Origin of the sequence: Cysteiniphilum sp. JM-1 (assembly GCF_008711525.1) — a bacterium.
Classification (GTDB): Bacteria; Pseudomonadota; Gammaproteobacteria; order Francisellales; family Francisellaceae; genus Caedibacter.
This window is the reverse complement of the sequence record NZ_VXKS01000016.1, coordinates 1-25,716: the sequence shown is the minus strand read 5'-3', so window position 1 is coordinate 25,716 and position 25,716 is coordinate 1. Positions and strand designations below refer to the sequence as shown.

27 protein-coding genes and 2 tRNA genes are annotated in these 25,716 nt (G+C 39.5%); 13 read left to right on the top strand and 16 right to left on the bottom strand.

Going from position 1 to position 25,716, the window contains the following annotated elements; translation table 11 throughout:
- Positions 1-91: 91 nt before the first annotated feature.
- The 6 genes from F3D68_RS08000 (at position 92) to F3D68_RS07975 (ending at position 5,702) form a co-directional block, all read left to right on the top strand.
- The gene (locus F3D68_RS08000; protein WP_151193920.1) at positions 92-463 is read left to right on the top strand and encodes an EamA family transporter; all 372 of its coding nucleotides are present in this window, start codon (positions 92-94) and stop codon (positions 461-463) included.
- Between the two features lie 31 nt (positions 464-494).
- Complete coding sequence (locus F3D68_RS07995) at positions 495-1,649, top strand: DegT/DnrJ/EryC1/StrS family aminotransferase (protein ID WP_151193919.1); 1,155 nt, start codon at positions 495-497, stop codon at positions 1,647-1,649.
- Positions 1,650-1,658: 9 nt separating this feature from the next.
- Positions 1,659-2,639, top strand: coding sequence for a glycosyltransferase (locus F3D68_RS07990; RefSeq protein ID WP_151193918.1), 981 nt, complete (start codon positions 1,659-1,661; stop codon positions 2,637-2,639).
- A gap of 13 nt (positions 2,640-2,652) precedes the next feature.
- Positions 2,653-3,669 carry a bifunctional UDP-4-keto-pentose/UDP-xylose synthase gene (locus F3D68_RS07985; protein ID WP_151193917.1) on the top strand — a complete coding sequence of 339 codons (1,017 nt, stop codon included), beginning with the start codon at positions 2,653-2,655 and terminating at the stop codon, positions 3,667-3,669.
- 113 nt (positions 3,670-3,782) lie between these two features.
- Entirely contained in the window at positions 3,783-4,679 is an 897-nt protein-coding gene (locus tag F3D68_RS07980; protein ID WP_151193916.1) for an ROK family protein, read from the top strand.
- A complete protein-coding gene (locus F3D68_RS07975) occupies positions 4,680-5,702 on the top strand; it encodes an L-rhamnose/proton symporter RhaT (protein ID WP_151193915.1) in 1,023 nt (340 codons plus the stop codon).
- A gap of 54 nt (positions 5,703-5,756) precedes the next feature.
- Here the strand turns inward: F3D68_RS07975 and F3D68_RS07970 are convergent, their stop codons facing one another.
- The 5 genes from F3D68_RS07970 to F3D68_RS07950 all read right to left on the bottom strand — a co-directional run bounded on the left by F3D68_RS07970 (position 5,757) and on the right by F3D68_RS07950 (position 9,718).
- Complete coding sequence (locus F3D68_RS07970) at positions 5,757-6,626, bottom strand: LysR family transcriptional regulator (RefSeq protein WP_191092759.1); 870 nt, start codon at positions 6,624-6,626, stop codon at positions 5,757-5,759.
- A gap of 86 nt (positions 6,627-6,712) precedes the next feature.
- Positions 6,713-7,570 (bottom strand): UDP-3-O-acyl-N-acetylglucosamine deacetylase, encoded by an 858-nt coding sequence (gene lpxC / locus F3D68_RS07965; protein ID WP_224728269.1) that lies wholly within the window; start codon positions 7,568-7,570, stop codon positions 6,713-6,715.
- Positions 7,571-7,602: 32 nt separating this feature from the next.
- Positions 7,603-8,028, bottom strand: coding sequence for a DUF1634 domain-containing protein (locus tag F3D68_RS07960; protein ID WP_151193912.1), 426 nt, complete (start codon positions 8,026-8,028; stop codon positions 7,603-7,605).
- The gene (locus F3D68_RS07955; protein WP_151193911.1) at positions 8,025-8,858 is read right to left on the bottom strand and encodes a sulfite exporter TauE/SafE family protein; all 834 of its coding nucleotides are present in this window, start codon (positions 8,856-8,858) and stop codon (positions 8,025-8,027) included. The genes F3D68_RS07960 and F3D68_RS07955 overlap by 4 nt, the downstream gene beginning before the upstream one ends.
- 59 nt (positions 8,859-8,917) lie before the next feature.
- Positions 8,918-9,718 carry a hypothetical protein gene (locus F3D68_RS07950; RefSeq protein WP_151193910.1) on the bottom strand — a complete coding sequence of 267 codons (801 nt, stop codon included), beginning with the start codon at positions 9,716-9,718 and terminating at the stop codon, positions 8,918-8,920.
- Positions 9,719-9,920: 202 nt separating this feature from the next.
- On the opposite strand from F3D68_RS07950, the gene F3D68_RS07945 reads away from it, so the two are divergent.
- Entirely contained in the window at positions 9,921-10,436 is a 516-nt protein-coding gene (locus tag F3D68_RS07945; RefSeq protein ID WP_151193909.1) for a cytochrome b, read from the top strand.
- A gap of 121 nt (positions 10,437-10,557) precedes the next feature.
- Here the strand turns inward: F3D68_RS07945 and F3D68_RS07940 are convergent, their stop codons facing one another.
- From F3D68_RS07940 to F3D68_RS11515, 8 genes are all read right to left on the bottom strand, one after another.
- Positions 10,558-11,265 carry a response regulator transcription factor gene (locus tag F3D68_RS07940; protein WP_151193908.1) on the bottom strand — a complete coding sequence of 236 codons (708 nt, stop codon included), beginning with the start codon at positions 11,263-11,265 and terminating at the stop codon, positions 10,558-10,560.
- The gene (locus tag F3D68_RS07935) at positions 11,240-13,948 is read right to left on the bottom strand and encodes an ATP-binding protein (protein WP_151193907.1); all 2,709 of its coding nucleotides are present in this window, start codon (positions 13,946-13,948) and stop codon (positions 11,240-11,242) included. The genes F3D68_RS07940 and F3D68_RS07935 overlap by 26 nt, the downstream gene beginning before the upstream one ends.
- 99 nt (positions 13,949-14,047) lie before the next feature.
- Positions 14,048-14,185, bottom strand: a complete 138-nt coding sequence (locus F3D68_RS11270) for a hypothetical protein (protein ID WP_191092758.1) — start codon at positions 14,183-14,185, stop codon at positions 14,048-14,050.
- Between the two features lie 22 nt (positions 14,186-14,207).
- Positions 14,208-16,019, bottom strand: a complete 1,812-nt coding sequence (locus tag F3D68_RS07930; protein ID WP_191092757.1) for an FAD-dependent oxidoreductase — start codon at positions 16,017-16,019, stop codon at positions 14,208-14,210.
- A 149-nt stretch (positions 16,020-16,168) separates the two neighbouring features.
- Complete coding sequence (kdpC, locus tag F3D68_RS07925) at positions 16,169-16,729, bottom strand: potassium-transporting ATPase subunit KdpC (protein WP_224728268.1); 561 nt, start codon at positions 16,727-16,729, stop codon at positions 16,169-16,171.
- A 7-nt stretch (positions 16,730-16,736) separates the two neighbouring features.
- Positions 16,737-18,773 carry a potassium-transporting ATPase subunit KdpB gene (gene kdpB, locus F3D68_RS07920; protein WP_151193905.1) on the bottom strand — a complete coding sequence of 679 codons (2,037 nt, stop codon included), beginning with the start codon at positions 18,771-18,773 and terminating at the stop codon, positions 16,737-16,739.
- Between the two features lie 54 nt (positions 18,774-18,827).
- On the bottom strand, positions 18,828-20,540 hold the full coding sequence (kdpA, locus tag F3D68_RS07915; protein ID WP_151193904.1) for a potassium-transporting ATPase subunit KdpA: 1,713 nt from the start codon (positions 20,538-20,540) through the stop codon (positions 18,828-18,830).
- Between the two features lie 8 nt (positions 20,541-20,548).
- The gene (locus F3D68_RS11515; protein WP_117003258.1) at positions 20,549-20,629 is read right to left on the bottom strand and encodes a potassium-transporting ATPase subunit F; all 81 of its coding nucleotides are present in this window, start codon (positions 20,627-20,629) and stop codon (positions 20,549-20,551) included.
- Between the two features lie 218 nt (positions 20,630-20,847).
- On the opposite strand from F3D68_RS11515, the gene F3D68_RS07905 reads away from it, so the two are divergent.
- The 3 genes from F3D68_RS07905 (at position 20,848) to F3D68_RS07895 (ending at position 21,427) form a co-directional block, all read left to right on the top strand.
- Positions 20,848-20,923: transfer RNA gene (locus F3D68_RS07905), tRNA-Thr, on the top strand.
- A gap of 8 nt (positions 20,924-20,931) precedes the next feature.
- A tRNA-Asp gene (locus F3D68_RS07900) sits at positions 20,932-21,008 on the top strand.
- Between the two features lie 119 nt (positions 21,009-21,127).
- Positions 21,128-21,427 (top strand): hypothetical protein, encoded by a 300-nt coding sequence (locus F3D68_RS07895; protein WP_151193903.1) that lies wholly within the window; start codon positions 21,128-21,130, stop codon positions 21,425-21,427.
- Here the strand turns inward: F3D68_RS07895 and rlmH are convergent.
- Positions 21,418-21,888: a 23S rRNA (pseudouridine(1915)-N(3))-methyltransferase RlmH gene (gene rlmH, locus F3D68_RS07890; protein ID WP_151193902.1), complete on the bottom strand. Its 471-nt coding sequence runs from the start codon at positions 21,886-21,888 to the stop codon at positions 21,418-21,420. The genes F3D68_RS07895 and rlmH overlap by 10 nt on opposite strands.
- On the bottom strand, positions 21,885-22,658 hold the full coding sequence (gene yaaA / locus F3D68_RS07885) for a peroxide stress protein YaaA (protein WP_151193901.1): 774 nt from the start codon (positions 22,656-22,658) through the stop codon (positions 21,885-21,887). The genes rlmH and yaaA overlap by 4 nt, the downstream gene beginning before the upstream one ends.
- 43 nt (positions 22,659-22,701) lie before the next feature.
- On the opposite strand from yaaA, the gene F3D68_RS07880 reads away from it, so the two are divergent.
- Positions 22,702-23,454: a YiiX/YebB-like N1pC/P60 family cysteine hydrolase gene (locus F3D68_RS07880; protein ID WP_191092756.1), complete on the top strand. Its 753-nt coding sequence runs from the start codon at positions 22,702-22,704 to the stop codon at positions 23,452-23,454.
- Between the two features lie 163 nt (positions 23,455-23,617).
- Positions 23,618-24,280, top strand: coding sequence for a hypothetical protein (locus tag F3D68_RS07875; protein WP_151193899.1), 663 nt, complete (start codon positions 23,618-23,620; stop codon positions 24,278-24,280).
- Between the two features lie 283 nt (positions 24,281-24,563).
- Here F3D68_RS07875 and F3D68_RS07870 read toward each other — a convergent pair whose 3' ends face one another.
- A complete protein-coding gene (locus tag F3D68_RS07870) occupies positions 24,564-25,217 on the bottom strand; it encodes an AbgT family transporter (RefSeq protein ID WP_151193898.1) in 654 nt (217 codons plus the stop codon).
- 87 nt (positions 25,218-25,304) lie between these two features.
- On the opposite strand from F3D68_RS07870, the gene F3D68_RS07865 reads away from it, so the two are divergent.
- On the top strand, positions 25,305-25,716 hold a 412-nt coding region (locus F3D68_RS07865; RefSeq protein ID WP_151193897.1), incomplete at its 3' end, for a transposase.

The window sequence follows — 25,716 nt, the reverse complement described above, 5'->3', positions numbered from 1 at the left end:
TGTCTTTAACCCTTAAAGCCATTACAATGCTAGCCTATTGAATGTGGTTTGGGCTTAAACTTTTATTTAAGTCATAAGAGGGTAATAAAAAATGACCGTTGTTGTATGGAGTCTATTGTTGTTTGGTGTGCTTTTAAACGCCTCAGCACAACTGTTTTTAAAGTTTGGCATGGATCGCATTGGAGAGTTTAGTTTCACACTTGCCAACATATGGCCAATTGGCTGGAAGGTCGCGACGAATTATTTCGTCATTCTAGGGCTTATGTGTTACGTCATCAGTGTTGTCGTGTGGCTGATGGTGCTATCACGCGTGCCTGTTGGCTTAGCCTACCCAATGGTGTCTATTGGTTATATTGTAACAGCAATTGCCGGTTATTTTTTATTGGGGGAAACTCTGACAGCAACACGTATTGCCGGAATTTTCGTGATTATTTTAGGCGTTTATCTGGTTGCAAAACCATAAATCAACATCAATCAGTAATAGAGACAAATAAATGAGAGATACATTTTTACCTTTTGCCAAACCAAGCATTTCAGAAGAAGCGATTGCCGATGTCGTTGAGAGCTTACGCTCCGGCTGGTTAACAACAGGACCAAAGCTTAAGAAGTTTGAAAGCATGCTTCAAGAATACCATAACGCACCACATGCATTATGTTTAAATTCCGCAACTGCCGGATTGCATTTAGCTTTATTGGCACTTGATTTAAAGCCAGAAGACGAAGTAATCACGACACCAATGACTTTTGCTGCCACTTTAAATGTCATTGAAATTGTTGGTGCCAAGGTTAAGCTTGTTGATGTTGAACGTGATACTTACAATATTGATGTTACAAAAATTGAAGCAGCAATCACACCTAACACAAAAGTCATTATGCCCGTGCATTTTGCTGGCTTACCCGTGGATTTAGATCCTATTTACGCATTAGCTAAGAAGTACAATCTCACCGTGATTGAAGATGCTGCGCATTCGATTGGTGCTGAGTATAAAGGCAAAAAGCTAGGCACCTTTGGTGATATGCAAGTCTTTAGCTTTCATCCGAATAAAAACATGACCACTGGTGAAGGCGGATGTGTCGTGACACGTGATGATGCGATTGCTAAGCATATTTCTTTGACACGTTTTCATGGTATGGATCGTGAAGCGTGGAATCGTTTTGGCAAAGAAGGCAGTGCGCATTATCAGATCGTTTACCCCGGGTTTAAATATAATATGATGGATTTGCAAGCAGCACTTGGCATACACCAACTACCTGCTCTAGACGGTTTCATTAAGAAGCGCACGCAACTAGCAAAGCGTTATTATGAAAAGCTTGCAAATTTTGACGCACTCATCCTGCCAAAAGCACCACAGTTTGAGCACAAGCATGCATGGCATTTGTTTGCGCCAACCTTAAATACACAGGTTGTTAAAATCACGCGTGATGAGCTCATGACTCAGTTAAAACAGCATAATATCGGTTGTGGCGTGCATTATGAAGCCGCGCATTTATACCCCTATTACGCTAATAAATATGGCTTTAAAAAAGGTGATTTCCCCAATGCTGAGGAAATTGGTGCTCATGTGATTAGCTTACCTCTGTTCCCAGATATGACCTTTGCCGAACAAGATGATGTGCTTGACGCACTCGATAAAATATTAAGAGCTTAAGGAGCTAATATGACTAAGCCTTATTTAAGTGTAGTAATTCCGATCTACAACGAAGAAGAAGTGTTACCTACGCTTTTTGGACGTCTTTTCCCGGCACTCGATGCCATTAACAAACCATATGAGGTCATCTTTACCAATGATGGTAGTAAAGATAAATCAATCGAACTATTGCGTGAGATGCATGACAAGCGCCCAAATGAAGTTAAGGTAATTAATTTTAATCGTAACTTTGGTCAACATATGGCAATTATGGCAGGCTTTGAGCATGTTGATGGCGAAGTGATCGTAACCATGGATGCTGATCTGCAAAATTATCCAGAAGATATTCCATTATTGTTAGAGAAAATCGAGCAAGGTCACGATGTGGTTGGTGGTTATCGCATGGATCGCCAAGATAAAAAATGGCGGCTATTTGTCTCGAAACTGCATAACTCACTGCGTTTAAAATTAACCGGCATTGATATGGTTGATGAGGGTTGTATGCTTAGAGCTTACACACGTGAAGTAATTGATCGCGTTGTTGCTACCGGTGAGAACTCAACTTTTTTGCCCGCGCTAGCACATAGCTTTTCATCTAACCCAACTGATGTTGGTGTGCGCCATGCCGCTCGTGTAGAAGGCACATCAAGCTATAACTTGTATAAGTTAATTCGTTATAATTTTGACTTCTTTGCCAATTTCTCAAAGGCACCCCTTGAGTTCTTTACAATGACTGGTTTAATCGTGTCATTTTTGAGTATCTTGTTGTTTATTTATCTGATTGTTAAACGTCTTGCCTTTGGTCCTGATGCTGATGGCGTATTTACGCTTTTTGCGATCATGTATTTCCTCATTGGCATGCTGTTAATGGGACTTGGTATCGTTGGCGAATATATCGGGCGGATTTATGAAGAAGTACGTAAACGACCACGATTTATTATCAAAGACTATATAACAACGACTGATTCAAAAGATAAGTCACCCACTGAGAATAGAAAAGAAAGTGAATAAAAAAGGTAACAATATGTCTGTTAAATTATTAGTTTTAGGCGTCAATGGCTTTATTGGCAGCAGTATGGTGGAAAAAATTTTGAAGGATACTGATTGGGAGATTTATGGTATGGATCTTTCTGATCATAAAATTACTGAGTTTCTAGATCATCCACGTTTACACTTTGTTAAAGATAATGTACTTGAGAATATGACATGGGTTGAAGAACATATCCAAAAATGTGACGTTATTTTCCCGCTCGTTGCTGTTGCCAACCCGGCGCTTTATGTTTCTGATCCATTATTTGTTTATAAGCTCGATTATGAATCAAATGTTGATATTGTGAAGCTATGTGTTAAGCACAAAAAACATCTTATTTTCCCATCGACTTCAGAAGTCTATGGCATGAGCAAAGACATTCCATTTAACGAGGAAACCAGCGCTTTAGTGACGGGCCCCATCAATAAGCCACGTTGGATTTACTCTTGTTCTAAACAGCTACTTGATCGTGTCATTCACGCCTATGGTATGCAAGAAGGACTTAATTACACATTATTTAGACCATTTAACTGGATTGGTCCGAAGCAAGATGAAATCAAATCGTCTAAAAAAGGCAGCGCACGCGTATTAGCACAATTTGTCTCAAATATTATCGATGGTAAAGATTTACAACTGGTTGATGGTGGCACACAACGTCGTTGCTTTACCTATATTGATGATGGCATTGATGCTTTGATTGAAATCGTTAAAAAACGTGATAACGAAGCACATTGCCGTATTTTTAATATTGGCAATCCAGATAATGAATACTCAATTAAAGAGCTCGCAGAGTTAACCGTTAATGCAATGAAACGTTATCCTGAGTATCAAGCACGCGCTGAGAATACTAAGATTATTGCGACAACTGCAGGGGACTATTACGGCGAAGGCTATCAAGATGTCGATCGCCGCGTGCCGTCAATTGAGAATGCCAAGACACACCTTAATTGGGCACCTAAAGTATCAATGCAAGATGCCTTAAGAAAAACTTTTGATTATCATTTATTGTAATATTCAAGTACCTCTTCAACGCTAATTATTAAACGTAACAATGCCTTTGGTTTTGTTACGTTTAGTTGTATCTTATAGCCCTAATTACACAAACATTTAAGGATATATACAAAATGGAGTCAACGGGTTGCTATATTGGCTTAGACATCGGTGGGACAAAGACCATGGTCAAAGCCATTGATAGCAATGGCAATAAGATTGCCTTATACAATGAAGCAACACCGCTAGATTATAACGAAGGGATTTCACTACTACACACTTTGATTGAAAAGGCAGCCGCCAATTATCACATCAAAGGTATTGGTGCTGCCATTGGTGGTCCATTAGATGCTGATAAAGGCATTGTTTCACCACTTCATCAACCACAATGGCGTAACATCCCGCTTAAACGCATTATGGAAGAACGTTGGCAATGCCCTTTTTATGTCGATGTGGATACCAATGTTGCTGCAATCGCGGAATATTATCTAGGAAATTATCAAGCATCGCACTTTTTATACATCACACTAAGCACCGGCATGGGTGGCGGGTTTTTAATTGATGGCAAAATTTATCAGGGTCTGTCGCACCCTGAAATTGCACACCAAGCTATTTTGCCCTGCTACGACAGCGATACTATAATGCAACGCATTATTTGTGAGTGTGGTGCAAATGATTGTTTGGAAGCAATGGTTTCAGGCAATGGCATTAAGCGCTTATATCTAAAATCAGCAGAGAATTTAAATAAGCAAGAGTGGTCGGAAGTTGGCTATAACCTAGGGCAAGGCTTACGTAATATCGCGACAATTTTATCACCGGAAATCATCGTGTTTGGCGGCGGTGTTGCTTTAGGTGGTGGACAGGCTTTATTGGATCATGCGCAAAAAGTATTAAATGAAAAGCTAAAACTGGTTAAGGCACCAAAGCTTGTACTGTCTCAACTGGGTTATAACACTGCTTTGGAAGGTGCACTATGCTTTGCTAAAGGCATGCATCTGCCACAAAAACAACAAACTGCCATGGAGGTTTAAATGACGATTATTAGCGCTTTATTTTTCTCGATTTTAGCGGGCATTTTAAACGGCAGCTTTGCCACCCCAACAAAACATATGCAAATTAACCCAGTCAAGATGTGGCTTAATTTTGCTTTCTGGGGGTTTATTATTATCCCCCTTGTGACCTTCTTGATAGTCTATCCGGCGTTTTTTAGCTTGCTACTGCAGGTACCTACCGTTGCAATTGCTATTCCACTGATTGCCGGTTTAATCTGGGGTATCGGCATGGTTTGTTTAAGTGTTGCGCTTAAACATATTGGTATTGGTGTCGCTTTTGTTATCAATATTGGTATTGGTACGGCAGGTGGTACACTTATCCCACTGATATTCTTCCCACAACAGCAGTTAAGCACGGGATTTGTCAGTTTAGTAATAGTAGCGGTTGTTTTCTTATTGGTTGGTGTATTATTGGCAGGACTTGCCGCACAACAACGTGAGAAAGAAACCTTAACTAACACAACCAACAAAGCAACTAAGGTGGCATTATTTGCCATTTTAATTACAATTTTTGCAGGAATAAGCTCCGCACTGCAAGGGGCTAGCTATGCCTATGCATTAAGTGCATATGCCACACTGACAAATGAAGTGAATAGCCCCTTCATTCTTGCGATATTGCCGTGGTTTTTTGTATTTGTTGGCGGTTTTATACCTTATGTTATCTACTTTGCGATGTTAAATGCTAAGACTCAACGTCAAACCCAAGCCGTTTCCACACAAAAAATGACCTTAAAAGATCAACTGTTGATTATTGCCATGGCAGTGATGTTTTTTGAATCAACGGTTTGTTATGCCAAGGCCTCACAAATCCTAGGCGCTTTGGGCCCGATTATTGCTTGGCCACTATTTATGACATTTATTATTTTAATGTCTAATTTCTGGGGACTTAAGCACGGTGAATGGCGTAATGCATCACGTGCTGCAGGTATTAAAATTATTAGCGCAATTATATTATTGATTGTCGCTGTAATCACCTTGGTTGGCGCAAGTCTATTTCGTTAAACCTCTACCATCTATTGCTTTGTCACCCAATCAAGGACAGTAAGATGTAGAAGTTTAGACCTGATCTAACAGCAGCCTCTCTTCCCACCATTGCATAAAAAACCTTGCCAGCTCTTCACTATGCACAGTTTTGCGCCAACTATAAAAAACCAGTTTTTTCTCAAAGGCAAAATCAAAATTGACACGCTTTAACTTAAAAATATCACGGTAGTACTCATATAAATGATGCTCGGTAGACATCACCGTATTGGGCATACTGCTTAATAAACTCATCGATGTCAAAATACTGTTAGACAACACCACCTTACTGCGCGGATGATGTCCGATAGTTTGACGAATATAAGGCGTCTCTTTATCGTGCATGGTGATATGTTTTGCCTGCAGATAATCAACCAAAGTCATTTTATCAAAATCACTTTGTTGACTTGTGATCACAACAGATTGCGTTTCCATCAATGGTTGCGTTGGAATACTTAACACACGATCTTCCATACCAATAAATAAATCAAATTGACTCACATCGCATTGTGCTTTATTCAAGTCTTTAAGCTTCAATACTTCCATTTCGATTTCAATATCATGAACTTTGCAGGCTTCAATAAACTCAGGCATATATAACAGTGCGAAAAAATCACTGGTTAGTACTTTGTAACATTTTTTCTCAGATTGCACACTACTGTGTTTTGCTAGCCCGACAATATGACCAATATAGCTGCATAACTGCAAACCCTTGGCAGTTGCCACACAGCGTCCGTCCTGAGTCTGCATCACATCATCACCAAATGTCTTTCTAATCAGTCTCAATGCGGCACTTACCGTTGATTGATTCTTATTTAAAAGCTTAGCGGCTTCCGATACTGAACCGACTTCAATAACCGCTTTAAAAACATAGAGATTATTCAATGTAACCGAGCTTATATCCATTACGTTTACCATGATTTACTTTACAGTTTTAGCTAACACGAGATTAGCGCTTATGAGCTGCTGCCAATTATCAGGCATTCATCATATTAACACAACTTCCATGCGCTATTATCTGCAAACAAAGCTCTTAAGAGTTTGTTATTTAAGGTGTGCCCTGATTTATAGCAATTAAAATGCCCCAAAATCGCACCACCGACATAAAAATCACCAATCGCATCTAGCAATTTATGTTTTACAAATTCATCGGGATATCTTAAGCCTTCAGGGTTTGCAACACCCTCATTAGTGACACCAACGGCATTGTCAAGTGAGGCACCTTTTGCAAGATTGTTTGCATGCAAGTATTCCAGTTGCTCAACAAAACCAAACGTGCGCGCCTTGGCAACTTGCGCTATATACTCCTGTTGATTACCTGAAAACTCAACAACCAAAGGAGTAGCAGCAATCACTGGATGATCCCATTTGATTTCAAAGCGATAACTCGTTTCATCACTCGGGGAAATTTCTGCAAATTTATCTTCATCAGTGATGCGTATTGTCTTTAACACTTTAATCACTTGACGCTTTTTATCCTGTGCTTTAACCCCTACTTTTTGCAATGCCTCAACAAAGGCAATACTACTGCCATCCATGACTGGCAACTCTGGCGCATCGATTTCGACGATGACATTGTCAACCTGAAACATACAAAGCGCTGACATTAGGTGCTCAATCGTAGATACCGTTATCGCTTTATCATTTGGTGAGACCAGCAATGTACACATTACTGCTTCAGTAATATTAAAGGGCGTAATCTTAATATCATGCATTTGGGATAAATCCGTGCGCCGAAAAACAATCCCCTGATCAACCGCTGCCGGCAATAAGCGCATATTGACATTAACACCTGAGTGTAAGCCGATACCTTGAATTTCAATATGATGATTAATCGTGTGTTGCTGCACATTTTTCTCCATGCGTTGGGCAATGACAGAGACTATATAAAATCTGGGCTAAAAAAGCTAATCAATAACACCACTAATACCATTAAGCTAATAACAACATAACACTTATTATGTTGACGTTTAAAGTTATAAGCCGTAATTGCCACACGTACGATCGGGTTGATTAAAATAAGCAACACCCCGAATTGTAATAATGATTTAATACTGCCCTGAAATGCTGTTGAAACAATCAGATTAACATCCTCCAAGCGCTTGGGCTCACCACTAAAGACATGCGACAAATGCACGATGCCATGATGATTGATCAGATAAAGCACTTCAGCAACAAACACTACTGAAATAGAGATAATAATTGACACCATCATTACCATAACAATCATTGCTGAGTCTGACTTTTTTTGATTTTTTTGGTTTTTCAGATTTTTTATTTTTTCTGCTCCAGCACTATTGTCGTTCATAAGTGAACTCCTAAGCCATTTAAAACCATTTGCACGCCAATAATAGCAATTAGCACTAAAAACACTGTTTTCAAAGTTTTTACTGGAATGATCGGTAATAATTTAGCACCTAAGAATGCACCAACAAAAACGCCCAATGCCACGGGAGCCGCAAATAATGGCTCGATATAGCCTGCTTTAAGATAAATGCCAACACTTGCTGCAGCGGTAATACCGATCATGAAATTACTGGTTGCAGTAGTCACTTTAAAGGGGATCTTCATGATTTGATCCATGCCCAATACTTTAAAAGCACCTGAGCCGATACCCAAAAGCCCTGATAGCACACCTGCAACCCACATAACAACAAAGCCAGGGACAACACCAACGACCGCATAAGACTCTATTTTGTCTTTTATTTGGTAGGTATCTGGGAGTTGTAATTTTTGCGCCAGTTTACTTGATTCAACCACTGTGTTTTTCGGCTTATTCAGTAATGAAATCATAATATTTAAAAGCAGCATAACCCCGAAGATAAGTGATAATATGTCTTTATTCATCACCACCGCAAGGCTTGCACCACAAATGGCACCAATCGTTGTTGCCACTGATAAAAACATACTAATACGAATATTGCTTATTCCATCGCGAAGATATGAAATCGCAGCACCCGATGACGTAGCAATGACCGAGGTTAATGCCGCCCCCATTGCATAGCGAATATCAATGCCAAATCCAAGGACTAAAAAAGGCGTGATAATCACCCCACCACCGAGACCGACTAAGGCGCCAAGGATGCCTGCAAACATCGATGCAACTATAACGATAAGCTCAAATACAATAAGATCCATCTTTATTCTCTCTATGGCAAATACACCGCCTCACATACTGCTATTATGGTAAACAATAACTATTGATACGCTGAAATTGCGGCTGATTCATCAACTTTAAACCCTTTTGGGTCACTAATAATCTTATAATCCCCAGCAATCACTTCATTTGCCGTCATTGAGGTGATCTCGCCCAAGCCTGGCAACATCTTGCCAATATTAGCAATCGTGAATGTCCCATTAGTAGATTGCAGTACAAGACCATAACTATTAGCAGAGTAAATCTTATAGTTTGTCGCTACTTTATCCGCCGTTGTTGGCATGGTTATGATTGGCTGCATAACTTGCCCCTTATCATTTGATGCGCTATTTGCTGCTATTTGCGCAAGCTTTCCTGAAAACTGCTTTGCCAAATCATCGCTGACTTTATCTAAGCTTTTGGTCTGTTTTTGCACCTCATCTAGTTTCATTTGCATTTGCTGTAACTGCGTTACTGCCTCGGTATTACTGTTTAAAATCATCTGTTTTAACTCAGCAATTTTGGCATCTGCAGACTTTCTCACCTCTTCAGCCTCGGCGTGAATGATATTCGACAGCGTATTTCTAATGGCACCTGCCTGATCCTCAATATGCGATTGCAGTACCTTTTGATGCGCTTGGATTTCCTTTTGATTAGTGATAATAAACAACTGAAATACCAGCACACATGCCACACCCACACCACCTAGCACCATCAGCTTTTGCTGTTTTGTTAGTGGCGTTTTACCTTTTTGTTGGTTTGATACTTCAGAATCAAACTCGTCATTTTCCAGCTCCACATCAGATGCTTGATCTTGTGTTTTGTCTGCTTTTTTATTTAATGAACCAAATAATTTCTTCATTGCAGCTTAGTCCTTCTTTACCAATGATAGTGCTAAGTATAGAAACTATTTCGAGCATCGCCTAGCAGTTGATGGTGATTTATGTTTTTTTGTTTATACTATACCCATCGTAAATCATTTTACGGTGTTTATTTGTAAAGTGGTTTGTAATGGGTATACAGCAACATACTGTAGGAAATTCATTTGATAAGGATAAAAAGCAATGAAGTATAATTTTCTTATTCGGCTATTTCATTTACTGATTGCGATTGGTGTCATCTTGCAACTCTTGATTGGTTTTTTCTTTGATGATTTATTTGCCAAGCTCAATGGTGCATTTTTTATGACAATACATAAATCAATCGGTTTATCTTTAGCCATTGTGGTGATTCTGCTGATCATTACCCGCTTATTATCAAAGAAAATTCCTTACCCTAAAGCGATGTCATCTTTACATATTTTCCTTGCCAAGATTGTCCACTTCGGTCTTTATCTTTGTGTATTTTGTATGTCAATGACGGGACTTATCGCCTCACAGTTGTTTCAAAGTCAATGGCAATTTTTCTATTGGTTTAATGTACCTATCTTATTGCCGCAAAACCCAGAGCTTGGTAGTGAGATCTTTAGCTGGCATCCTTGGTTTGCCTATATTCTACTCGTGCTTGTCATACTACATATCTTGGCAGCACTTTATCATAAATATATTGCTAAGGATAATATTGTTAAGAAGATGTTATAAGGCAAACTATTAGCAAATGAATAATAAGTTAAATCCCCCCTCGCCCGTGTTGCTTATACTCCACGAACTCCTACACAAGGAGAGCGCTAAGAAATAACACAACCTTTTTTTTGATCATTATCTATTGATAAACATCCACCTTAGCAAACCGATAACCAACCCCCGACTCCGTGGTAATCAGTGGCTGCTTAGTACAAGTAGCAAGTTTTTTGCGCAATTGCCCAACATAAACACGCAGATACTGTACTTCATCAGCAAAATATTCACCCCATATTTGCTGTAAGATCTGATTTTGAGTCAATAGTTTCCCTGCATTTTGACAAAACACACTCAATAACAGAAACTCTTTTTTTGATAAATGAATCACTTCATCATTGATCATCACGCGATGATCGGCAATATGAACACGCATATTTTCAAACTGATAAACAGACTCTGCTATTTTGTCTTCAGCTTTAAACGCATCGACAAGCTCAAGGTTACGCCTAATACGCGCAACTAGCTCAGGCATATCAAACGGTTTTCTGACATAATCATTAGCACCATTCTCAAGTGCTTTGACCACCTCATCACCATCGCATCTGGCCGATACCACAATCACTGGCACGTGCAGATGCTTCACTCTTAGATTTGCTAACCATTTTTGTCCATCCTGACCAGGCAAACCTAGATCTAATAGAATAAGATCAGGATGCTGCTGATTTAAAATCTCTGTCGCGTGTTCAGCACTGACGGCATCATAGACATCATAACCAAGAACCAATAAGGTTTTTTTTAAGAATTTGCGAATTTGCGCTTCATCATCAATTAATAATATTTTCTTGTTCATATGAATTCACTATGGGTAATTTAACAATAAATGTACTGCCTTTATGAGCACCCTCACTGGTGGCATAAATCTCACCATGATGGGCCGTAACAATATCCTTACAAATGGCAAGACCCAGTCCATGCCCTTTAGTATAACTATCTGATTTTTTGAGTCGATGAAAAATTGAGAATACACTCTCTAACTCCGCAGGCTCAAGTCCAATACCCTGATCAATGACCTCAATAACTGCCCAAGTGTTTATACATTTTAAGCTCAAAGTGATTTGACTATTAGACGCACTAAACTTAACCGCATTGGAAATAAGGTTAAGCAAAACCTGCTCCAATAACAGTTTATCTCCGTTAATCACAAGGTCTTTATCAAGACATTGCAACTTAAACTGATGACTTGAAAAACGCTTTCTAGCAATAATCAATACTTCGTTGATTAATGTCTTTAGCAGCATGTTTTGCTTATTAATGGTGATACCTGAGCTAAACTTCAACATCTGTAGAATATGATCGATATATTGATCTAAGCGTTTACTTTCCTCTAAGGCAACATTCAGCATTTCAGCTTTGTCTTCTTTGGAAAACATCTCCTCATAGCTTAATACGCTAGATAACGCACCGGTGATCGATGCCAACGGTGTTTTTAAGTCGTGAGACACCGATGATAGTAATGTTTTTTGTAGCTTTTCCTGCTCTTTTAAAATCACCGCTTCTTGCTCTTGTTGTGATAAGCGCTGCTGCAGTAATGCATTAGCAACGTGTGACAGCATTGTTTTAATGAGTATTTGATCAAACATGAAAGCTTCGACTTTATATTCAAACTTCACACAAATGGCAATAATGCCAAGCATACGCCCATCAACAATCAATGGTTCAAAATACCAAGGTAATGCACTAAAGGTTTGCGTGCTTTTGCCACAAGCTGTTTTATTACTCCAACACCAACGCACCGCGGCTTGCTCTTTATCACTTAACTGACATGAGTTAGGAATGGTTTCATATAACTTATGATCATCAGCAACAATAAATGCAAACTCATAATCGAAATATTGCGCTAATGCCTCTAAAAAGCGCTGATAAAACGACTGATTTTTCTGCTTTATCGTAATCTCATTGGAGAATTTATAAAGCATCGATAAAGTCTTTTCACGTGAACGCAACACCTTTAATGAGCGACGCGTACGTGCCGTTAATTGGCTCACTATCAAAACAACTAACATAAATATGATAAAGGTAATGACTTGTGAAAAAGTGCCTATCGTGAATTGAAAATTAGGTGTCAAATACATGTACATGTACATCACAAAACTTAGAATTGACGAGGCAATTGATGCTTTAAGCCCATAGCGGTAAGCGCATAGTATCAAAACCAGCACCAAAATAAGTGATTGCCCAGACAAGCCGACAAAACTTAATCCAAAAAATATAAAGAGCCCTGAAACAAACGTAATTGCCAATGCTTTTACAACATTCATCCACGTTGTATTGCTGCTTTGTTTAGTTTCTTTAAAGCGTGAGAAAAGGTCAGAAAGTCTTGCTTTATGTGTGCTGATCACATGCACTTGTTTGTGCTCACTATGACGAATAACATCATAAACCACTGAACCCAACAGCCAATCCAACCATTTAGCCCGTCTTGATTTGCCAATGACAATATCAGTGACATTGTGATCATTGGCATAGCGAATAATCGCTTTTGATAGCCTACCACCTGAGATATGCTCTAATTGATAACCTAACTCAATTGCCAACGTTTTATAACGCCTAATTTCCCGTAATTTGACACGCGATAGTTGCTTTTGCGGATTGTGAATAAATATCGCCAATAGTCGCGCATTGGCAATCGTGGCAAGCTGTTTGCCCTTTCTAAGCAACCTTGGCGTTGACGCATCATAGGCACAACAAACCAGCACACAAGGTGAAGCGGCAATATTAGCATGTGAATCATAAAGCTTCTTATATGAGCGCACATCTTCGCCGACATGTGATGCGGCTAAACGTAGCGCATAATCTCGAAGTATCGCCAAATTGGTGTATTGGAAATAGCGTGATAATGCGCGCTTTGCCATGTCGTGATGATAAACTCGCCCTTCATTTAAGCGCTTGATCAGCTCCTCAGGCGTGATATCAACAATCATCAGCTCATCGGCTGATTGAATAAAACTATCAGGAACAGTTTCTTCAACAGTTACCTGAGTTATTTCCTCGACTTCATAGCTTAAGCTTGCGATATGTTGAATATTAATTGCGGTATAAACATTAATCCCCGCTTCTAGAATCTCAACGATGTCTAAATAGCGCTTTTTATTACGCTCTGTCGCAAGATTTTTATGCGGTAATTCATCGATGATCACTGTTTCTGGCTTGCGCTGAATAATGGCATCAACATCAAGCTCATTAAATACCTTACCTTTATAAGTGATTGCTTTTAGTGGGATTTGCTCAAGACCCTCAACTAAACCTTCCGTCTCTTTACGTCCATGTGTCACCACCAAACCAATAGCCACATCATGTCCTGCGCGTTTGAGCTCTTGGGCACGTGTCAACATCGCATAGGTTTTACCCACACCAGGAGCAGCACCCAAAAAGATCTTTAATCGACCACGCTTAGATTTCACTGACTTATTTGCAAGATTCAGCAAAGCGTCGACTTTAAAGCTATCTGTCTCTGAAGAAATTTCTTCTTGCATCTTTGATCCTTTTAAACTACCTAATAGGCTATTGTAACGAATTTGCCATGACTTGGAGATAAAAGAAAAATAAAAATAGGGTGTTCATATAATCCAAAGTTAACTCTTGATGACTTGATAATGATCACCACACGTCACATTCAACGTGCCATTTTGAACCTTAAAGTCAATCGAGTTAATATCACTAGCATAGGCAACATTTAATAATGTTAACAAAGCAATCCATAAATATCTCACTTTAACCTCACTTAATTTATTCTTATGATGCAATTGACTTCATTCCCGCTTTATCCCAATACTCACTGCCTACACAGTGGTGACAATAAAACAATCCATCAGGATCATATTGCAATTTAATTTTCAATAGTTTTTGGTAGTTATCTCCCCAAAATGCTTTCTGCCACTTTGGCTCAAAATAATCTGTTTCATTAATATATGTCCCCGCATTAGGCGCTAGTTTTTTAAATAACATAATGGCATCTTTGGTTTGCTTACTTTCAACTTGCATGTCTTTTTTCATACTATCGGAAAGACCAAACAAAGTGGAAGCAGGACTATTATTACCACTTGTAATGACAATCAACCCAGCAGCCTCCTCTACTGCAGGGTTAACCGCAGTATCAGCCTGCAATACCAAAGCAGTTTTCGATGATCCTGCTAAGCCTTTGTTCAAATGCAAAGAAAAATCATGCAAACGTGATGCTTGATAAAAAACATCCGTCAGCTTAGCTAAATCTTTCTCAGCAAATAGTATTAATGGTAACCACCATGACCTATAACTTGACCAATAATTAAACGCTTCATTAGAATTCCCTGCCCACCAGAATAACCCTTTAGCTAGACCTTCTTGATGATTGATAACAATATCTCCCTCGTGATGTTTTGCATCCCATCTTACTCTTGCATCCGTTTCACTCGCATCAATATCAGCAAGATATAGTCCTTTAATTGCACTGTTTTGTTCATCTAGCCATTTGGCTAATTTAGAATTGAGGAAAATCGCTTCTTCTTGTTTTTTTGATAAACCTGACGTATCCAAATGAATCCCTATTTTATTATCAGGTCCGAAGCTTATTTGCTCTCCCCAATGTTCATTCATTAAATTATCTCTTATGAAGATTAACACTTGTTTTATTAAAGCCTTATATGCCTTGTCATTTTTAGCCTGAACATAACCGTTTACTGAACCAAAATATTGAGGCAATGGGTAGGTGCGGTATGTCATCTCAGTTACCACACCAAACCCAGGTCCTCCCCCCTTTAATGCCCAAAATAAATCCGGATGCTGGTATTTATTCACTGTCAACAATTTACCATCAGCAGTAACAACTGTCGCTTGCAGAAGGTTAGCAGCACCCGTGCCGTATTGTTTGGAATAAGAACCATAGCCACCGCCTAGGGTAAATCCACCGACAGCGCCCACCGAGGTGCAGCCGCCGCCTTGTACAAATCGATCATATTGTGCAGCTTTTTGATAAACTTGTAACCAACCAACACCTGCACCTACGCTCATTGCTGCAACCCCAGAAGTCCCTTGAGGTGCACCTTCAGGGACAAAGTTTTTATCATATTCAAGGGTTTGCATATGGTGAGTCCAGATCAGTAATGAATCAGGCGCATTAGAGCGCCCTAAGTAATCATGTCCAGAGCCCTTGATTACCAGTTTCAAATTATATTTTCTGGCAAAATCCACAGCTGCAACAATATCCTGCTCATTTCTGGCATCAACAGCATAAATACTATTTTGATACGTCCATGCTTTCCACCATCCTTGACTCTCTGACCCGCCTGGAGAGCTTTGTAAATAAAATGGATTATGCACTAAATCTAAAGCTTTGCGACATGCTTCACTCTTCATGTGCTTTTGGCATGCAGCTAAGGGTGATTCAGGATGAAGTAGGGGTTTGGATAACTCACCTTGCAATTGATCCCATGCTTTTTGATTTGGCCAACACGGCTGACTTGGTAGGCATCTTACTAAAGGTTCTTTAGCTATCTTCTGTGTCCCTGCAATAGCACAAGTGGCTGCAAGCCATAAAGTTATATAACCCAAAAAATTCACTTTCGTCATTAATACTCCATTGTTATAGGCATCTATCATTGATAAGCAACGATAGTATCTGATTCTCTTAACAATAGACAGTGCGTGTTATTAAAATTTTTCCAGTTACGTTGCTAAACACGCGTCTGTAAATGCTTTTAAAAAATGTAACCATCTCTTTATCTTGAATAACCAACTAACTTCATCAAGCCCATATTTAATTTAAGCACATTAACCGTTGCTGGATTAAAGAGATGATGCGCTGTATTGTCATCAATCAATTGCAGGACTTTAGCAACTGACAAATGATTGACCTTGGCAATATATGGCGCTTGATACTTAGCTGCCATCAGCGAGATATCCGGATCTAAACCACTGCCTGAGGAAAACACCAAATCAGCAGGTATTTTGCTATGACCATATTTTTGCTGTAGATTCTCAATCCGCGTCTGCACATTCTTAAGCAAGTTTGAGTTATTAAGCGCCATACTCATACCACCCGAGGCAAGCCCATCATAGTTATTTGCAGATGGTCGTGACTGAAATAAATTATCGGCAAAATTTTGTCCAATCAGGCTTGAGCCAATAACCTGCCCTTCATATTTAACCAACGAGCCTTGTGCTTGATCTTTAGCAACGACCAGACCAATACCAGTCATCAATAAGGGATAAAAAACACCTAAGATAATCGTAAAAAAAAGCATTGCTATAAGCCCGCGACGAATTTCATAAAACATCATTTCTCTCCTACACTAAGCCTATGGCTGTAATGATCATATCGATTAATTTAATGCCAACAAATGGTACTAAGATACCACCTAAACCGTACAGCAACAGATTACGCTGAAGAAGTTTATGCGCACTGACACTGACATTTTTAACACCAACCAATGCCATTGGAATTAAAAACACAATAATTAATGCATTGAAGATTACTGCCGATAAGATCGCACTCATCGGTGAGTGTAAATGCATGATATTAAGCGCATTTAAGCTTGGGAAACTGACCACAAATAATGCTGGAATAATCGCAAAATATTTTGCCACGTCATTGGTGATACTAAAGGTTGTTAATGCCCCACGTGTGACAAGGATCTGCTTACCAATGCGCACGATTTCAATCAGCTTTTTAGGATCTGAATCCAAGTCGACCATATTGCCCGCCTCACGTGCCGCCGTTGTACCACTTGCCATGGCAACGCCAACATCGGCTTGCGCTAAGGCTGGCGCATCATTAGTACCATCGCCGCACATTGCTACCGTTTTGCCTTCTTTTTGCACTTTTTTGATGTAGTCTAATTTGTCTTGCGGTGAGGCTTGCGCGATAAAATCATCAACGCCCGCCTCAGCAGCAATTGCCGCTGCCGTTAAAGGATTATCTCCCGTGATCATCACCGTTTTAATCCCCATTTTTCTTAGCTCATCAAACTTCTCTTTAATCGCGGGTTTAATCACATCTTTAAGATAAATCACCCCCAATAATTCATTATTTTGACAAACTGCTAATGGTGTGCCTCCTTCTTCGGCAATACGCTCAACCATTAAAGTAAAGCTGTGACTTACCGTATCTGGCGAGTGATTACCCAGATGCTTAGTAATCGCACTTACTGCTCCTTTACGGATATTAAGCGCGTTATAGTCAATCCCGCTCATGCGTGTATAGGCTGAAAAAGGGATCATCTGCGCTTCGGTTAAATCGACAGCTTCACGCTTAAAGCCAAAGCGCTTTTCCACAAGCTTGACAATAGACTTACCCTCTGGTGTTTCATCTGCTAATGAGGACAACCATGCAGCATAGGCTAGATCGCGCTCACTGACACCATTAATAACCAAAAACTCGGTAGCAAAGCGATTACCCAATGTGATCGTGCCAGTTTTATCCAACAGCAATACATCGATATTGCCTGATGCTTCGACAGCACGACCAGAAAGTGCAACAACATTGGCTTTCATCAAGCGATCCATGCCCGAAATACCAATGGCTGATAATAATCCTGCAATCGTCGTTGGAATCAAGGTCACAAATAACGCGATCAATACGACAACAGATAGTGTTACATGACTAAATTGTGCCATACCGTAAAGCGCGCAAACCGCCACGATAAAAATCAGCGTCAACCCCGATAATAAAATCGTTAAGGCAATTTCATTCGGCGTTTTTAAGCGTTTGGCATTCTCGACCAAAGCAATCATCTTATCCAAGAAGCTTTCACCAGGATTAGAGGTAACGCGCACTTTGATCTCATCGGAGATAACCTTGGTGCCTGCCGTGACTGCTGAGCTATCAGAGCCTGCTTCTCTAACCACTGGTTGTGATTCCCCAGTAATTGCGGACTCATCAATCGTGGCAATCCCCTCGATCACCTCGCCATCTGCCGGCATGAAATCACCGGTTTGCACTAAGACGATATCCCCTGCGCGTAATAACTCAGCAGCAAGCACTTCAAGCTCGCCACTTTCATTATAACGCTTGGCACTTAATTGTGATTTGGTAGCGCGTAAACTATCGGCTTGCGCCTTGCCTTTGCCCTCGGCAATGCTCTCAGCAAAGTTAGCAAATAAAAGGGTTATCCATAACCATAAAGTGATTTGTAATGTAAAGCCAATCTCTTTGCCGTTAACGAATGCTTGTATGAGATAGAGCGAGCATAAAATTGTGACGACATAAACACAAAACATGACCGGATTGCGATACATCTCTTTCGGATTACACTTTATAAATGCCGCTTTAATCGCCGGCATGATCAATGCTTTTGAAAAGATTGATCCATTTTGATGTGCCATTTTCATAAACTCCAAACTATAAAAGATATTAATGATCTAAAAGATTAAAAAAGATTAAAACGTGACGTAGTCAAGAATCGGTCCTAGTGATAATGCGGGGAAAATTGTGAGGCCGCCAACGATCAAAATCGTAAACAATACCAATACACCAAATAAAATACTCGTTGTTGATAGTAAGCTCGAGCCAACTTGATCTGTGGCACGCTTTGTCGCAACCAAACTTCCTGCAAGCATAATCACCGCAGCAATCGTGACGAAACGTCCTAATAACATTGCTACCCCAAGAGTCACATTAAAAAACAATGTATTAGCATTTAAGCCTGTAAACGCACTGCCATTATTGTTAGCTGCAGATGTATAAGCATATAAGGTCTCACTAAACCCGTGCGCACCCGTATTGGTAAGACTTGCATAAGTACTTGGTAACACGGCAGCAATCGCGGTAAATATAAGCACACAACAAGGAGAAATAAGCACGCCAAGCATTACCCATTTCATTTGCGTGCCTTCGATGCGCTTGCCTAATATGCTTGGGATTCTGCCCACCATCAGTGAAGCGATAAAAACGCTTAATAACATAAACAGTAAAAAGCCATACATCCCTGTGCCAACACCGCCGATAATAATCTCACCAAGCGACATATTGACCAATGCCGCAGCACCACCAATTGGGGTATAGCTATCAAGCATACTATTGACACCGCCATCGGACGCTGCCGTTGACACCGTGTTATAAAGCGTGGACTGGAAAATTCCAAAACGCATCTCTTTGCCTTCCAGATTCGCTAAATGTCCAGATTGCCCATAGATATCGGCAATATGCGTACTTTGAGGATTGGGCATGCCTTTTAATTCAGCGTAGGTCATCACAGTTAATGAGCAAATAAACAACACCCCCATCACTGCCAAAATGAACCAACCTTGCTTGGTGTTTCCTACCCATTTACCAAAGGTGTAAGTTAATGCTGCACCAATGGCAAAAATACTCAATGTTTGAATAAAATTGGTTAATGCCGTTGGGTTTTCATACGGGTGTGCAGAGTTAGCATTAAAGAACCCGCCGCCATTAGTTCCTAGTGATTTAATTGCTTCTTGTGACGCCACGGGACCTTGTGGGATGATTTGCTCAGCACCTGATAAGGTATGCGCATGCACATAGTCCATAAAATTTTGCGGCACTCCTTGCAATATATAAATAATTGTAATGACAATACAAAGCGGTAGTAAGATCCAAAATATCGCCTTCCCTAAATCTGACCAGAAATTGCCAATCGTTGTTTCATTGTTTCTCGCAATGCCACGAAACAAAGCGATAGCCACCGATACACCTACCGCTGCTGACACAAAATTTTGCACAGCCAATGCTGCCATCTGTGATAAATAACTCACGCCAGTTTCACCGGAATAGCTTTGCCAATTGGTATTAGAAACAAAACTTGCTGCAGTATTAAATGCCTGGTGCCAAGTCATATTGTCAATATGCTGTGGATTTAAAGGCAAAAAAGCTTGCAGCATCAACATGATAAATACAAACAAAAGACCAAATACTGAAAACACTACAAGGCTTAATAAATACTGTTTAGCACTTTGTTCTTTAGTCAGATTAGCACCAATTAGCTTGCCATAACCACGTTCAAGTGGTGAAGCAAACCAATCTAAAAACGTTCTTCGTCCATGATAAACATTATAAATATATGTTCCTAATGGCTTTGTGATAGCTAACAAAACGCCAATAAAAATAACGAATAACCAAATATTGTGATACATACTTTTACCTAAAATCGCTCTGGGAAAATTAAAACAATAATCATATAAATGGCTAATACCGCCATTATCACGCCTGAAAATATTGTCATCTAAAACACCTCTCTTAATGTTGACAATAATCACTCAGGCTAAATTGTACGAGTGATGAGAATAAAAATTCGATAGGGGTTTTATTCGGAAATATAAAAAAAATATAAATGACACCGAACACCGCAACATAATTTGTGATGGGTACAGCAAATATTTCATTATTTTTAAAAATTAGGCGTTGACATCTAATCGGAAATCTATAGAATGCCTTTCTGTCGCCGACATGGCTCAACTGGTAGAGCAGCCGACTTGTAATCGGCAGGTTCCGGGTTCAAGTCCTGGTGTCGGCACCATCAAAAGCGGAGTGGTAGTTCAGTTGGTTAGAATACCTGCCTGTCACGCAGGGGGTCGCGGGTTCGAGTCCCGTCCATTCCGCCACGATATTTAGAGGTTTTTTCAAAGCAAATTCCTTAAAACAAATTCAAGATAACGACCTAATTTGCATGTATTAAAATACCTGTTAGACTTATGTTCATTAGGAATTCAGTAGAGTACATATGAAGTTAGCAAACGAAGATGATGCCCTCAAACTGCCGATCAAGATCCGCGATCACAAAGGACAATTAACGATTATCTATATTTCTTATTCAGATGACGGTATTACTTTTAGCTATCTTGAAATGACAGCAACCTACCCTGAAGAGCTTAACATTCATGGCTGGCTTGAATCTGTGACCAAGAAAAAAATTCTGCACTTTCCTAAAAACATGGATTTCATTTATGAAGAATGTGAGCAAAACCCTGAAAATACCTTAAATATATTCCATCATTATTTCTCAGCCATTCGCTATTTGTGATACGGGTGACCTTGTAAAATCGTCCACGCACGATAGATCTGCTCAGCAAAAATAATCCGTACAATCGGGTGCGGGAACGTCATTTTTGAAAGAGATATTTTCTCCTTTGCCAAACCTTTGATCGAATCATCAATCCCATCTGGCCCGCCGATCAAAATCGCAACATTTGGTGTGTTCTGTTGCCAGTTTTCCATTTTTTGCGCAAGCTCTTCAGTGCTAATTAATTTGGACTTAACATCTAAAATAACTAAATGATCTTGCTCATTCAGCTTGGACAATACTGTTTTTGCTTCTTGCGCCAACCAACCATCAATTGAGCCCGTTTTTGTGCGCTTGGCAATAGGCAATTCAACTACCTGCAACTGAATTGAAGAACCTGTTAATCGCTTTTGATATTCATTAACACCTTCTTGCACCCATGCTGGCATTTTCTCACCTAAGGCAAGTAATTTAATTTTCATGGCTTGACCCGAGTAAAGCAGAATGACTTATCACGCGAAAATTCTGGATTAAAAACGTAACCATCATAGTCAAAGCCTTTAAGCGCTTCTATATCATTAATATTATGATCGATAATATAGCGCACCATTCTCCCGCGTGCACGCTTAGCAAAAAGTGCAATAGTTTGATATTTACCTTTATGGAATTCTTTAAAATCAACTTCAAGCCATGTCGCTTTAATCATTTTCTTATCAATCGCCTTGCTGTACTCATTGGATGCCAAATTAACGATTGCTTGGTGATTATTCTCCTTGATAATATCATTTAGCTTCTGTGTTAACCTTTCTCGCCAAAAATCATATAGCAATACATCATCGATATAAAATTTAGTGCCCATTTCCAAACGATATGCCTGAATTAAATCCAAGGGTCGAATCAATCCATATAAGCCTGAAATCATTAGCAAATGTTCTTGCGCATAATTAATTTGTGCAGGTGACAAAGTAAGTGCATCCAAACCTCGATAAACATCACCAGTAAAAGCAAATAGCGCTTGTTTGGCATTGTCTTTGCCGTAGTGATTGCCATCAAAGTTGATATACATATCAAACACACCTTCGGCAAGCTTTGGTGATATTTTCATTAACCGCTCAAACCCATCTGGCGTATAGTGTTTAAGCTTAGCCACGAGCTGCTTTATTTGCCCAGCGAATAATACATTACTTGTAAGCTCTGTTGGCGCATTCTGACTGAAATCTTGACTTTTTGCCGGTGAAATAAGACTTAGCATTGTCGTTTTCCGTTTTAAAAAATTTTTCACATTGTAACAAAACTTGCCACCAATAAAATATAAAATCCCAACTGCCGAAATTTTCTGGTATAACAAGCATTTGATTTTTAGAACAACTACCAACATGAAGATATTTTGCCACTTTAAATTTACGCTTACTCTATTACTCATAAGCCAACTGGCTTTTAGCTATACTCCCAAGGCGGGAGACCTATTCTTTCAAGATTTAAATTGCGGCAAACTATGCAATGCCATCACCAACATCACCTACGGCTATGGCAATACCCAAGTATCACACGTGGGCATGCTTGTTTTTGTTAAAGGGAAACCAGAAATTATCGAAGCCATTGGCAAGGCAGTGCATTTAACGCCTTTACACGACTTCTTAATGCGCAGCGTTGATAACGATAACAAGCCACGCGTGATGGTCGGGCGCTTAAATATCCAATATCAACCACTCGTTAAAAAAGCGATTAGCTACGCGTTATCATGGCAAGGACTTCCTTATAACGATGACTTTAGCTATAAAAACGATCTTAAGACATTTTACTGCTCACAGTTAGTCTATGATGCGTTTATGCTAAGCAATAATAACAAGCCGATCTTTGCACTAAACACCATGACGTTTAAACAAAATGGGCACACATTGCCTGAATGGCAAAGCTATTTCAAAGAAATTAACAAACCAATACCCGAGGGTGATAAAGGCACTAACCCAGGGATGATGTCACGTTCCAAGCATCTTGAAATCATTTATCACTATGGGCAATTACGTAAGATTAAAATAAGCGCGTAAAGCCGTGCTGTCATTTAGCATTTTGAGGATTGTACACCAACGGAATCTGTGCATTAGCATATGCAATATTTAAAAAACCTAATACGTCTATAAAGTTTTTAAATTTCTCTTTCTTCAGACTATTCATTAGACTGCCAGATATCAAAACAATCTGGGTAAACACATGAAAAAGATCACTCTACTTTTAAGTACAATTTTATGCGCAAGCCTTACCAACGCTGGGCATAAAGCTGGCGAAGAAGCTTGTGATATGCATGCTTTTTCACGCTATCAAGCGAATGTGTTTATTCATAAAAATTTAAACTTTGACAAATCACCTAAGATTAACCTTGGCAATCCACAGGCAAGTAAAGTCATCACGCAATTCTGTGACTACTCAAAGCTCGCCTGTTTAGAGAATATAAATACGCTATTAACGCTTACAAATGATAAAGACATCAAAATAAACATTTACCCCATTAGCACGACACAAAGCCCTGATGCGTCACATTATTTGGCTTTCACTTACACTGTGGGCGGGGTGGAGCTCATGCAAGAATTTTTGCACGAGCTCCATAGTTTGATTAAATCAGGTCAGGTTGTTGATCAAAACGCCCTATCTGATTTAATGATCAATTTAAACATTAATGAAACACCATATCTTAAAAAGATGGTTGATCAAGAAATTAAAGATAATAATGCTTTAGCAAAAACCGCAGGCGTAACTCACTCACCAAGCGTTTATGTGTATCAGCACAACGCAACTGAAGTAAGTCAAATTTACTTTTCTGAATATCAAAATGTGCCTAAGTATATCATCAAACGTGCACTGGGTTATTTGGCATAGCAACACTATAAGTGTTGGCTGAGCATTAGTCAAAGTCAATTATTGTTTTGCGCCTTCCCTTCGACTTACGCTCAGGGAACGGCTAAAGCATAAAGCACATTTTATTACCCCTCACCCGTGCAGCATGAGCTGCACGACCTCTCCCACAAGGGGAGAGGTATTAGCTGATGCAGCTTATTTATATATCATTACTAAACATAGTCGTTGGCTGAGCGTAAGTCGAAGCCAATTAAAGCAGGAACTTCTATAAAATGGCTTATAGTGGGAGTCTACTCAAGTCAGACTACTTTATTTGATAGAACGAATCAACACCAGGTCCAACGGGTAAATTAAATAAAAACACCCAAAGATAGAGGAAAATACTCCACGTGATCAATAATACAATCGAGTAAGGCAACATCGTGGCGACAATTGTGCCAATGCCTGAATTTTTATCATACTTTTGGAAAAATGCGACGATCAAAGCAAAATAGCTCATCAATGGTGAGATAATATTTGTTGCCGAGTCGCCAACACGATATGCCACTTGCACCAATTCAGGTGAATAACCTAATAGCATAAACATCGGCACAAATACAGGTGCTAACATCGACCATTTTGCTGAGGCACTCCCCATAAACAGATTGATAAAAGCCGCTAAAATCACAAAGCTTATAATCAATGGCGCCCCTGTGAAGTTAATACTCTCTAGCGCTGTCGCACCAGCAACTGCGATGATCGTGCCTAAATTTGTCACCTTGAAGTATGCGACAAACTGTGCTGCAAAGAACACCAAAACAATATAAGTACCCAAGGTATTAAATGTCTTGTCCATGGCATTGACGATATCTTTAGTGCTTTTGAAGCTTTTGGTCACATAACCATAAACAATACCTGCCACTGCGAAGAACAATAATATCAAAAACACGATACTGTTTAAAAAGGGGGAATTGGCAATTTATAATACCCCAATAAATTTAAACAGTATATTTTAAAATTAATTTCCGATATATTGTTGAAAGTGAAATGAACAGAGGGCGTATTTATGAGCACAAAAAGGACGAGTTACTCATCCGAGTTTAAAGTCAAAGTTGTATTGGAATTATTGGCAAATGAGCTTACGTTAGCAGAGCTTGCTAGCAAGCATAATATAACCACAAAAAACATCCAAAACTGGAAGAAAATCTTCTTGGATAATGCAGTTATTGCTATGGAGCCAGCCAAGGCGGTTAAAGAGTACAAATCTGAAAATGATAAGCTTCAACATGAGGTAGACAAGTATGCTAAGAAAGTTGGTCAGCTTACTATTGAGAGGGATTGGCTTGAGGGAAAGCTAAAAAGCTTGGACTTATCAACTAAAAAATCTATGGTGGAGTCCAAGCTAGAAAATATTTCCATAGTTAAGCAATGCCAATTACTGGGTATTAATCGAGGCACCTGCTATTACACGCCTAAAA